General features: G+C 34.0%; 9 protein-coding genes. 3 read left to right on the top strand and 6 right to left on the bottom strand.

Going from position 1 to position 12,663, the window contains the following annotated elements; genetic code table 11:
* Nucleotides 1-9: 9 nt before the first annotated feature.
* The 5 genes from NU08_RS07515 to NU08_RS07495 form a co-directional block, all read right to left on the bottom strand.
* Nucleotides 10-1,653: a CARDB domain-containing protein gene (locus tag NU08_RS07515; RefSeq protein WP_129746536.1), complete on the bottom strand. Its 1,644-nt coding sequence runs from the start codon at nt 1,651-1,653 to the stop codon at nt 10-12.
* Nucleotides 1,654-1,783: 130 nt separating this feature from the next.
* The gene (locus tag NU08_RS07510; protein ID WP_162927289.1) at nt 1,784-2,764 is read right to left on the bottom strand and encodes an acyl transferase; all 981 of its coding nucleotides are present in this window, start codon (nt 2,762-2,764) and stop codon (nt 1,784-1,786) included.
* A 217-nt stretch (nt 2,765-2,981) separates the two neighbouring features.
* Complete coding sequence (locus tag NU08_RS07505) at nt 2,982-3,320, bottom strand: T9SS type A sorting domain-containing protein (protein ID WP_008465102.1); 339 nt, start codon at nt 3,318-3,320, stop codon at nt 2,982-2,984.
* Between the two features lie 208 nt (nt 3,321-3,528).
* Nucleotides 3,529-4,719: a hypothetical protein gene (locus NU08_RS07500; protein WP_119793186.1), complete on the bottom strand. Its 1,191-nt coding sequence runs from the start codon at nt 4,717-4,719 to the stop codon at nt 3,529-3,531.
* A gap of 137 nt (nt 4,720-4,856) precedes the next feature.
* Nucleotides 4,857-7,604, bottom strand: coding sequence for a TonB-dependent receptor (locus NU08_RS07495; protein ID WP_119793184.1), 2,748 nt, complete (start codon nt 7,602-7,604; stop codon nt 4,857-4,859).
* Between the two features lie 242 nt (nt 7,605-7,846).
* Between NU08_RS07495 and NU08_RS07490 the strand changes: the two genes are divergently transcribed.
* The 3 genes from NU08_RS07490 (at nt 7,847) to NU08_RS07480 (ending at nt 11,334) form a co-directional block, all read left to right on the top strand.
* Nucleotides 7,847-8,530 carry a response regulator transcription factor gene (locus NU08_RS07490; RefSeq protein ID WP_008465097.1) on the top strand — a complete coding sequence of 228 codons (684 nt, stop codon included), beginning with the start codon at nt 7,847-7,849 and terminating at the stop codon, nt 8,528-8,530.
* Between the two features lie 244 nt (nt 8,531-8,774).
* The gene (locus tag NU08_RS07485) at nt 8,775-9,854 is read left to right on the top strand and encodes a sensor histidine kinase (protein ID WP_129746535.1); all 1,080 of its coding nucleotides are present in this window, start codon (nt 8,775-8,777) and stop codon (nt 9,852-9,854) included.
* A 169-nt stretch (nt 9,855-10,023) separates the two neighbouring features.
* Nucleotides 10,024-11,334 (top strand): porin, encoded by a 1,311-nt coding sequence (locus NU08_RS07480; RefSeq protein WP_129746534.1) that lies wholly within the window; start codon nt 10,024-10,026, stop codon nt 11,332-11,334.
* Between the two features lie 184 nt (nt 11,335-11,518).
* On the opposite strand, the gene NU08_RS07475 is transcribed toward NU08_RS07480, so the two are convergent.
* Entirely contained in the window at nt 11,519-12,598 is a 1,080-nt protein-coding gene (locus NU08_RS07475; RefSeq protein WP_129746533.1) for a glycosyltransferase, read from the bottom strand.
* Nucleotides 12,599-12,663 lie beyond the last annotated feature (65 nt).

Raw genomic sequence — 12,663 nt, 5'->3', positions numbered from 1 at the left:
TAGTTAAGATTATTTTTTTAGAACTTTTCTCGTCTCGCCTTTTGATTTGATGATGTAAATTCCAGTTTTTAAAGTATCAAGAGATTTGTCCTCTTCTTCTTTAGAATTAACTTCTTTTGTCAATACTTTCTGTCCATCAAAATTATATACATTAATAGAGTATGGTTGAGGAACTTCCTGAGTGTCTGAACTTGTTTGTGCTGTTCTTGCAAAAGGATTAACAAAGGTTACAGGTATAGGCGTTACATTGTTATTTTCATTTGATTCAGCGTTTGTCTTAGAATCATCTACTGAAATAAGGATGTTTCGATTTCCGGTAACTGTTAAGCCTCCAAAATCAGAAGAGAAAATGGATTTAGATACAGAAATTGAAGCTCCAGGGTTTATTGCGCCTATTGAGATAGCACTAGCTGTAGATTTTATATCAGCCGAATCAAGGACACCGTCTGTAGACAAATAAAACTGAAGGGTTGAAGGAGTTGATGCAGTACTTCCTGTATTTTTAATGGTTATTGATTGTAAATTGATAATTCCAGATTGATTGTTTATTGTATGTCTTTTGCTCCCTAAATCACTTAGTGCTGCACTACAATCAAAACAGTTGCTAAAAATAATCGTATTAGTTGGATCAATAACTAAATCTGGTTTTCCTGCAGGTGTTGTGGTTTGGTTAATAATGAATGATGATGTAGACGAAACTATGTTATTGCTAGTATTGGTCTCTTCACTACTAACTAATTGCATAATTGCATAGTAAATACCACCGCTAATATTTGCAGGAATAGTTATGGATGGAGTTCCATATTTAATTTCACTAGGATTCAGCGGATCTATGGTAATATCTTTAATTAAAATATCATCCGCGCTAAGAGTTGAATTGCCTTTAGAAAAGTAAATTAAGCAATGAGATGGTGAAAATGATCTACCGCCAATGTTTTTCAGTGAATAAACGGCTGTGAAAGTAGTTCCTGTAGTCATTGTTGCAGAACCGCAGTCTACAGCGTTAGCTTGTAAATCTGGTTTTGGACAGTTTAATGTAGCAAGAGAAAAAACGGCGTTACCAACTGTAGGATCAAATTCATAATCAGCATCACCATTTTCTGGACTAGATCCGTCTATCAAATAATAATTCGGGCCTTTTCCAAAATCCATGAAATAAACACTACCCACAGCTAAAGATTGAGTAATTTTAATATTTACTTTTTCTCTAGTTGTGTTCGCTGTTAAATTTGCACAGTAGTTACCCTGTGCTTCTGTTATGGTCGATCCTAATAATATTGGTCTAATGTATTTCCAAGATAAAGAATTGCATAAATCAGTAATTGGTGAACCGAAATTTGGAGGAGTGTCAAGTTCATCTCCTTTATCAACTCCTGTATCTCCAGCATAAGTTACTTTGTAATATCTCGTTCCATAATTTGCTGATAATCCCAAGTCTACTTTGTAAATTTTACCAACTTCCAGTTTGAAGTTTTGTTTTAGATTGACATCGAGAATTCTAAGAGGTTGAAAATGATGTGTACATTCAATTGAAATGGCCCATTCTATCGTCGTGCCTAAATCTTGAAGTTCGTGATATCGGTAATTTGGGTTTTGTGACCATGCTTTTAAGTTTAAAAAACTAAGCATAAGTAAGAAGGTAATTTTTTTCATCATAATTATATTTAAAATTTTGATTAAAAGTATCGTTTAAATATAATTGTAGTATTTTTTTTATGTTAACTATGTATTAATAAATTTACGTAAATCCTTACAAATAGAATAAAGGAAGTAATGTTTCCAATTAAAGTACCATCAAATTACACCCACGAATATCAGAATTATCAAAACGTCCCAATACCTCGAAAGAGTTGTTCGAATATTTTTTGCCTAAATCCTGCGTAGCTATAAAAGAACATGAATTGATATTGGCTAAATCAATTACGTTTATTCCGCCAGTTTTTCCATCATTCACGTAAGTAAGAGCGTCTTCTGGATCGCGAACTAAAATATGCATCCAAGAAGGACATTCAAAAACACCTTCGCCAAGAGAATAGGCTTGCGCTAAAAGTTCGGTCATTCCATATTCTGAATGAATAGATGAAACGCCAAAACCTTTGCATAAAATGTCGTGCAATTCTTCACGAATCATTTCTTTGCGTTTCCCCTTCATTCCTCCAGTTTCCATAATAATGGTATTTTGAAGATTGAATTGATGTTTTTCGATTAAATCTAACAAAGCATACGTAACCCCAATTAAGATTACATTTTGCCCTGCTTCGTCCAATTCAAGAAGTTTTTTGATTAAGTCGTCATGGTTGTGCAAATAAAACCCGCTTTCAGGCTGATTAGAGAGTTTTATCAGATCTTCTACCATATAAATTAACGAAGAGCCTTCTCGTTCTAAATAAGACGGTAAAAGAGCTAAAACAACGTAGTCCTCTATATTGCCGTAAAATTGAGAAAATCCTTTGCGGTAGCTTTCTTCATATAAAGAAACATCAGTCACTAAATGTCTGCTGGTAATCATTCCGGTTGTACCACTGCTGGTAAAAGTTACTTGTGCAGGATCTGTATTAGAAACCACATTGTGACTTTTGAAAAACTGAATGGGTAAAAAAGGAATTTGCTGCAGTGATTTTACCTGCTGCGGATTTACTTTTAAAAAATCACAGAAATCGCGATAGACTTTGTTGTTCTCGTGCTGAAAACGAAACACTTTTAGTGCTATTTTTTCAAATTGTTTCTGACTTGAAATGGTAAAGATATCGTTGGCTGTGATCAAAACTTTTTTTTGCAAAGATATTATATTTAGTGTTCAGTCGCGGTATTCAGTCGCAGTTTTCAGTCGCGGTGCGCAACAAAGTGCATAAACTAAAAACTGTGACTGCAACTGGAAAATTAAAAAAGTGTTCAGTCTCAGTTTTCGGTCGCAGTATTTGACAGGGTTCATAAACTGAAAACTGCGACTGAAAACTAAAAAAAGCTCCAAAGGAGCTTTTTTATCTTATAATGAGTTTTCGTGTTGCCGAAGCGTTCTGTTCGCTTATTTTGATGATGTAAACACCAGGAGGCAGTTCTGAAACACTTAATTCTTTTGATACTAAATGTGCTTGCAATACTTTTTTGCCCAAAAGATCGAACACAATAATTTCTTTCTCTAAATCGTTTTTAGATGATATGTACACTTTTCCGTTTGTCACTGGGTTAGGATACAAGCTGAGACCCTCAATAGAAGTAGATTCTTGAGGTTTTGGTAATTGCTTACTATCTTGCGCCGCGACGCTAAGAGTAAAGAAAAATGCCAATAAGAAAGTAATATAAAAGTAGTTTTTTGCCATCGCATGTATTTGATTACCGTAAATATACAAAAAAAATTACAAAAATGACGCCAAAAAAAAACATCCTAAATATTTAGGATGTTTTTAACATTATGTTTTAAAAACAATTAGAAGTTACGATGGTTGTCAAGACTAATTGGTAATCATTGAATAAAAAAAACACCTAATAAAAATTAAGGTGTTTTTGAATATTTCGGGTTTTTCTTAATTATAGACCTTTTGTCCATCCAGCAGTCCAAGTTGGAACTCCTGATCCGTTTCCTGCTCCAGTTGCAGTTGCAGATTCTGTGAAAACCTTAGATACATCTACAGTTTCTTTTACAGTGTTTGTACCTTTAGATTTTGTAGTAACATCTTCGAATTTTACGTTAGTTGCAAGCAAGTCAGTTCCAACATAACCGATAGTTTCGTTGTGCTCAACGTCAAATCCGGTTTTCCAACCTTTTAATACAACGTTATCAAATTTACCTTTAGTACCAACTCTTAATTTGAAAGCTTGAGATTCTGAACTTGTGTCAGTTGATCCGAAACCTACTAGAGTAAGATTTTTGATTGTTGGGAAAGAAATTGGAGTAGCTAAGTTGTTGTTAGCATTGTTATCAGCCTCGACACCTCTGTTACCAGCGTTTGTTCTGATTCCGTACCAGTTTTCAGCAGTTCCATTCCATCCTTCAGTCCAGTCGAATAAATCATCACCAACGTTTGTAGCATCTTTATTAGAAACAACTAAGTGAGTAGCGTTAACAGTTCCACCAAACCATTCGAATCCGTCATCAGAGCTTTCGAAAATTTGAACGTAATCAACAACAGTTCCTTTACCAACTCCGAAGAATGAGATACCGTTGAATTCTTTACTTGTGTTATAAGCGTAACCTGGGTATTCAATTCTTAAATATTTAATTGAACCTGAGTTATCATTAGCATCAGTACCGCCGTATGGTAAGTCAGAAACTTCAGCAGATGCAGTTGCTCCAGAATTGATAGGTGCTCTTCCGCAAATAACTAATCCTCCCCAAGATCCTGGTTTAGTTGCAGTTGATGTCATGATAACTGGGCTTGAAGCCGTACCTTGAACATCGATTTTACCACCTTGAGAGATAGCAATATATCTGATAGATTCTACTTTATTTGGATCTAATGTAGTAGCCTCAATAACTACCCCAGGCTTAATTGTAAGTTTAGCGTTTGCTTTAACAACTAATTTACCTGTAAGTTTATAGGTTCCTGATTCTAAGATAACTTCTCCATCATTAATTTCTCCTTGAAGATTGTCTCTTGTTAAGACGAAAGAAGAATTACCTCCAGTGTTTGAATCATTGTTGTCGCTTGAGCAAGATGTTGTAAGTGTTACAAGTGATAAAGTTGCTAAGCCTAAAATTGTTGAAATTGTTCTTTTCATTACTTTTTTAATTAGTAGTTTGTGTTTATGCAAAGATTAAAACTTATGACAGAATGAATGTTAAATCGCTGTAATCTATTTGTTATATGTTTTTTAAAGGAACGTTAAGGAATTGTGACCTCTAAATCTGCCTTTGATTAGAATTGATAGTTCATTCCTAATCCAAATGTCATTCCTTTTTTATAATTGAACACTAAAACGTCTCCGCCAGCATTTTCCTGTACTCTTCTAAATTCTGGATTCAGTAAATTTCTTGCTCCAAAATCAATTCCAAGGTTTTTGTTTATTTTAGTTTTTAAAATAAGATCTAATGATCCCATTGATTTGTCTACTAAATTTCCTTTTCCTAAAGCTCCAATAGCATATAGTTTATCAGAGTAGTGATTGTATGCTAGGGTTGCTGTAATTCCAGCGTCATTTTGCCAGTTTTTAGTGTAAGATAAATCAGCATTCAAAATTAAATCTGAAGCTCCTGTAAAACCAGAACTTGTATCGGTAAGGCTAATGTTTAATGTACTGTTTGTTTCTTCTCTAACTTTTTCGGAATCGATATCCTGATTTGTTTTCATTAATGAAGCATTAAAACCAAAAGAAAGTTTGTTTGTGAATTCGCTGTCTATTTCAAAAAGGTTTTTTCTAGCTTCTAATTCCACTCCATAAGCATAACCTTTATCTCCAATGTTTACCCAAGAAATATCATTTGAAGCAGAAGCAATTACAACTTCGTTAATAGGGTCTAAGATGTATTTTCCGAAAGCAGTTACAGAGAATAATTCATCGCTTTTTGGGAACATTTCCCATTTAATATCTAAGTTATAGTTTTGAGAAGGATATAAGTAAGGGTTACCAATTTTAGTTTCCATTACATCTTCGTAGATAAACAAAGCACGTTCTTTGAATTGTGGTAGAGTATATGTCTTACTTGCAGCTAAACGAAGGTTTTGTTTTTCGTTTAATTCATATTTTAAAACAAGACTTGGTAAGAATTCATTTCTGTCAAATGTGTTTTTTCCTCCACTTGCATCAAGCTGTGTTCTCCATGTAACCATTTGAGAAATTTTCTCATATCTAAAACCTAAAACAGAGCTTAATTTATCCGTTAGTTTATATTCGATACTAGCAAATCCTGCGTGGATATCTTGGTCACCGTTGTAAGTTTGAGGAGTCATTCCTGCAAAAGCGCTAATTCCGAATAGTCCGTTGTCATAATTTTCCTGGTTAAAGAAAGCATCTAAGTTATTTGGCATAACTGGTGTGTTTTGTCCTTGTCCTGTAACGTTAAAGTTAAATTGGATAGCTTCGAAATCGCGTTTTTTGAATTTTCCGTTGTAACCTGCTACAACTTTTCCTTTAGACTCACCATCCTTATCGCTTAATTTGTACGTAAAAGCAAGGTTGGCAGCTGCTTCGTCTTCTTTTAAGTTTTGGTAATATCTTTGGTTATCTGTAATAGTTGTCTGAGCAATTGTATAAACGCCACTTGCACGATCTAAGAACATTTTGTTTTGAGTTCTATCTGGCATATCACCTTTTACAGTATTGTATGAAACCCCCCAGTCAAAATCAATTTTATCAGTTATTTTATGATTACCTAAAAGCTGATTGATGAAAACAGTATTTTGGGTGAAAGTTCCTCTTTGAACTAAAAGATCGGCATCATCATTGTCAAAGTCCCTGTCGCTACCAAAATAGTTGTCTCTAGTTTGCTCAGAAGAGTTAACAAATAAAAAGTTGTAACCAATTTTATGATTTTTGTTTAAGCGGTAATTGGCATTAAACATTCCTGTAGAATTTGTAGTGTAAGTGTATTTTTGTTCTTGAAAAGATCTTAAACTAACCCCTTGAGCATTTACACTTTGGCTCAACCCTTCTCTAAACTCATAACCATTACTGAAACCTGCTGTTCCAAAAACACTAAGTTTTCCTTCTTCGCCAATATTAAATGTTTTACCAGCTTTTAAATTGAAACTTCCTGCATATGGTGCTTCTTTAACCGGGTTTAAACTGTTTTCAAAATTATATCCAGTTAAAGCATTTGAGGGAACACCATAAGAAACAAAACCTGATTTGGTTGGTCCTTGTTGTAATAAAAAGTTATCAGATTGCTGTAATGCATTAGTGTTAACTTTCGACCCTAATGAGATTTCAAACAAACCTTTTCCACGGTAATCTTTAGAAACGATATCTACATTTCCTCCTGCAAAATCTCCGTACATTTTTGATGTATACGATTTGTCGATTGAGATGTATTCAACAATGTCAGTTGAAAATAGATCAAGAGCAATGTTTTTTCTTTCAGGATCGTTTGACGGAATAGGAAGTCCGTTCATTGAAGTAGAATTATAGCGGTCACCCAATCCTCTTACGTAAACGTTGTTGCTTCCTTCCTGTTTGGAAACTCCTGAAGTTTTTACTACAGCTGCAGCTACGTCGCCCACACCTTTTCTAGAAAGTTCTTGAGCACCAATAGATTGTTTGATGTCGACAGCATTTTTTTGCTCCAAAAGTAAAGCAGTTTCCTTTTGTTTGCTTACTGCGGTTGCCTGAACCACTACATCTTTAAGAGTATAACTTCCAGACGAAAGGCCTTGATTAACTGTTACAGTTTCATTTGCTTTTACAGCTACTGGAGCTTCAACAGATTCATATCCTAAAAAACTAAAGATTAAAGTATAATTTCCAGGATTTACGCTTAACGAATATTTTCCGTCTACGTCGGTATTTACGCTAATATTTGTACCTTTAACTAAAACATTAGCAAATGGCAGAGCTGCGTTGTTCATATCCTTGTCAGTCAGAACTCCAGAAATCGTACCTTTGTTTTGCGCGATCGAAATCGTACAGATAAATAATGCAATAAAGAGAAATCTTAAATTGAATTTCATTTTTTTCAGTGTTGTGTTTGTGTCTTATTATTTTTGTGCAAAGAAAGAACCGCTCTGTGAAGTCCATGTTACCGACTTGTTATGTTTTTGTGTTGTTAAGATTATCAAATTGTTACGAGATTAAATTACGGTTAACACCATTTTTTAAAGGTTCTTTTGTTAGTATATTTACCCTGTGAAATAAGAAATATCGAATGTTTAATGAAGAAGTTTCGATATAAAAATCTCAATTTTTGCTATTTATGAAAAAAACACAAACTAAGATTTTATTAGTTGACGATGAACCAGATATCTTAGAAATCGTTGGCTATAACCTTGCTCAGGAAGGCTATCAGATTGTTACAGCTTCTAATGGAAAAGATGCTATAGCAAAAGCGCAGAAAGAGCTGCCAGAACTAATCATTATGGACGTGATGATGGCAGAAATGGACGGAATGGAGGCTTGCGAGCATATTAGAAAAATTCCAGAGTTAAATAATGTTATCATAACATTCCTTACAGCAAGAAGCGAAGATTATTCTCAAGTAGCTGGTTTTGATGCCGGTGCTGATGACTATATTACTAAACCAATAAAACCAAAATTATTGGTCTCTAAGGTAAAGGCGCTGTTAAGAAGGTTAAAAGAACAGGAAGTTGTTACAGATACTTTAAATGTAGGCGGAATCGAAATTAATCGTGAGGAATACAAAATCATAAAAGGCAATGTAGAAATTGCTTTGCCAAGAAAAGAATTCGAATTGTTCTATCTATTAGCTTCAAAACCAGGGAAAGTTTTTAAAAGAGACGAAATCTTGGATAAAGTTTGGGGAAATGAAGTTGTAGTTGGAGGAAGAACAATTGATGTTCACATCAGAAAACTGCGAGAAAAAATAGGAGAAGATCTTTTTAAAACCATAAAAGGTGTTGGTTACAAATTTGAAGTTTAGATTTTTAAGATGCTAAGGTTCTAAGATACTAAGTGATTTTAGAATTTGGTAAAGATTTAAACCCTTTCAAATTTTTTTAAAAATATTCAATACATTTAAACCATATAAGAATTGAAGCTGTACAATCTTCATTTTCTTATATGGTTTTTGAGTTATTCCTTTTTTGTTTTTTGATTTATTCAAAAGAAAATGACTTAAAAGCAAAACTTAATTTTCTTAATTTCTTAATGGTTCAATTTTTTCAATGAAAATTAATTTTAAAAAAACATACAAGTTTGCCATAAAATCGGCATTATATATCAGTCTCTTTACAACAGGATTTGTACTGATGTTAATGTCATTATTTTATAAAAATCAATTAAAACATCAAGTTGCGTTTGGAATCATTTTCATAATTGCAGTCTATGTTTTCTCTTTTCTGGTTTTACAGTATCGTGTAGAACGATTTATTTACAGAAGAGTAAAGAAAATCTATGATGAGGTTTCTTTATTAGAATCAACAACATTAATCAATCAGCCGATTAATACCGATATGGAAACGCTTTCGCGCGAAGTGAAAAAGTTCGCGACTGATAAAAAACTCGAAATCGAAATGCTTGAAATTCGTGAGCAATATAGAAGAGAGTTCTTAGGAAACGTTTCGCACGAATTGAAAACGCCTCTCTTTACCGTTCAAGGTTATGTTTCGACTTTGCTTGATGGCGCAATGGATGACAAAAATATTAGAAAAAAATATTTAAAACGTGCCGAAAAAGGAGTAGAGCGCCTTATTTATATAGTAGAAGATCTAGACATGATTACCAAACTAGAATCGGGAGATTTGGATTTGAATATGACTGATTTTGATATTGTTGAATTGATTGAGAATGTTTTTGAACTGCTCGAAATGAAGGCAGACAAAAAGAAAATCAAACTGGCTTTTGAAAGTAAAAATGTGAAATCAGTTATGATTAGAGGAGATCAGGACAGAATTCAGCAAGTGCTGGAAAATTTGATTGTGAACTCTATTAAATACGGAAAAGAAGGTGGTTTGACTGAAGTTGGTGTTGTAAACTTAACCAAGAAAAAAGTCTTAATTCGTATCAGTGATAATGGTGAAGGAGTTGAAAAACAAAATATTCCGAGACTTTTTGAACGTTTTTATCGAGTGGATAAAAGCGGAACTCGATCTGAAGGAGGTTCCGGTTTAGGATTGGCAATTGTAAAGCATATTATTGAAGCGCATAAAGAGAAAGTTTATGTGGAAAGTGAGTTCGGAATTGGTTCTGAGTTCTCTTTTACGCTCGAAAAAGCAAATAAATCGTCAAAAGTTGACGTTAAATAAATGTAAGCTCAAATTCGCTAAAAGCTCTGAAATAGGGGCGTTTAACGATAAATAAACATACGGATTCTGGCCGTAACATTAAATTTTTATTATAGTAACATCTGGTTAATGATTTCTTAACATAGGTGCTCCATCTTTGCATCCTGAAATTAAGGGAATTACAGAACTAATGATAAAAAGAAAACTATTGGCAGTTTTATTACTGCTAGCTTGTGTGGCCAATGCACAAGAAACAAACAAACAAGAATTGAATAAACAGGATGTAAAAAACGAAGTAATGCGTATTTTAGATTCTATAAACAAAGCAAAACTTCCAGAGACTAAATCTGGCGGAGGTGTTGAAGAGCATTGGTACGATAGAATCTCTTTAAGAGGTTATGCTCAGATAAGATACAATGGTCTATTTTCTACAAACGATAAAGTTTCTTGTGAACAATGTGATAGATCTTGGGGAACAACTTCTACAGCTCCAGATGCAAAAGCAAACAACGGACTTTTTATTCGCCGTGCTCGTTTAGTATTTTCTGGACAAGTTCATCCAAATGTATTTTTCTACTTTCAGCCTGATTTTGCAAGTTCACCGTCAAGTGGAATTAATAACTTCGTTCAGATTCGTGACTTGTATTTTGATCTTTCTTTTGATAAGAAAAAAGAATATCGAGTACGTGTTGGACAAAGTAAAATCCCGTACGGATTTGAAAACATGCAGTCAAGTTCACAACGTTTAACTCTAGACCGTGCAGATGCAATAAACAGCTCAATCTTGAACGAACGTGATTTAGGAATATTCTTTTATTGGGCTCCAGCTGAAATCAGACAGCGTTTTGAAATGCTTGTTAAAGATGGATACAAAGGTTCTGGAGATTTTGGAGTTTTTGCGCTTGGTGTTTACAATGGTCAAATCGCAAACAAATTGGACGGTAACAGAGACTTAAATGTGGTGGCAAGAGTAACTTATCCTTTTGTTATTGGAAGCCAAATTATAGAACCTGGAATTCAGGCTTACACAGGTAAATGGGCTTTTACAGGGGAAGTTTCACCAGGAGTTAATGTTAACGATCCTCAGTATGTAAAAGATCAGAGAGTTGGAGCGACTTTCGTTTTATACCCAAGACCTTTCGGAATCCAGACGGAATACAACATAGGAACAGGGCCTCGATACAATACCCTTACCAATTCAATTGACCAAACCGATTTGAACGGAGGTTATGTTTTGCTAAACTACAAATGGGATCTTAAAAAACAGCGTATTTATCCTTTTGCCAAATTTCAATATTATGATGGAGGAAAAAAATACGAAAAAGATGCTAGAAGTTACGTCGTTAGAGATTATGAATTTGGTGTTGAATGGCAGCCAATTAAAGCATTTGAACTTACAGCAGAATACGTAGTAGCTGATCGAACTTTTGAAGATAGCGTTTTGCCTGTAAACAGACAGCAAGGAAATGTTTTAAGATTGCAAGTGCAGTTTAACTTCTAAAATCAGTACGCAGATAAAACAGATTCGCTTTCGCGAAGACGCGGATAAAAACTGATTTTTTATTTAAGGGAAAATTCAATTGCCTCCAGCTTTAGCTGGAGGTTTTTTTTATAGGAAGAAGTAATAGATAAAATCCGTATAATCTGCGTCTTTGCGAAAGTAAATCCGCTTCATCCGCGTGCAATCACGCAGTTTTGTCCTCAAAAATCTTAAATAATGAATCCCAATCAATATTATTTTCAAATTGGGATAATCCTTTAAACGATTTTACTTTTGATAAATTTTCAATGGTAAAGTCCTCTTGCATGGCATACGGCACAAGATTTTCTTCTTGAAGTTTAATCGCCAGATATTCCTGCTCATATTGACCTGGAGTTGGAATAAAAAAGGCTTTTTTGCCCAGCTTTGCCAAATCCATTACGGTTGTATAGCCCGAACGGCACAATACAAATTCACTTTCGTTAAAAGTCTGTTCAAGCTGTTTGGAATTCATGAAATTATAATAAGTAACATTTCCAGCTTGCCATTTTTCTTGAGATTTTTCTACTTTTCCTTGTACAAAAACTACTTTTCCCGGATGTTTTGCCGCTTCCTTCTGCAGTTTTTCATCTAAGAAAGTACGCTGAGGTTCTGGTCCAGACAATATAATCATCAAATCATATATTTTTGGAGTATCCTTTTTTTTCATGCGGCTCAACGGGCCAATATATTTTAGATTCAGATCACTATTTTTCAAGTGTCCTAAATCTCCCGTCAGATTTATTTTTTCGTTAGTATCAGGAACCCAGCATTCATTATATTTTTTAATAAAATGCTGATGGCATTTGCTGGTAAACCAAGTCGTGTTTCCTGTCATTACATTCAATTGATGCGTAATAAAAACAGAAGGCACTTTTTTACTGATAACTCCCAATCTGTTGTCTGAGATAATACCATCAATGCTATGTTTTTTTATCCAATGATTGATCATTTTTTTCTCGTCCAAAATAGCAGTAATCATCTTCGGAAGATTTTTAATAAGCTTCCATTTAAAGTTTTTGCCATTTTTAGCATATTCAATATGATAAGAAGGGAGTTCTAAAGTCTGTATATAAGGAAATTCTTTTCGTAATAGAGCCAGCGCAACACCATCGGAAGCGATAATCGGAATATAATTATTCTCCTGAAGCGCTTTAATAATAGGAATGCATCGAGTGGCATGTCCAAGTCCCCAATTTAATGGAGCCACTAAAATAGTTTTATTCGCAGAATAATCTATGCTCATTTTTAACAGTTTTAAAAACGAAGATAGAAAAATATGTTTTTTATGTTATTTCGAAGGTATTACGA

Source organism: Flavobacterium anhuiense (genome assembly GCF_004151235.1).
In the GTDB taxonomy this organism is placed as follows: Bacteria; Bacteroidota; Bacteroidia; order Flavobacteriales; family Flavobacteriaceae; genus Flavobacterium; species Flavobacterium anhuiense_A.
Note: the sequence above shows the minus strand (reverse complement) of the source record. Positions and strands in the feature narration are given on the sequence as shown.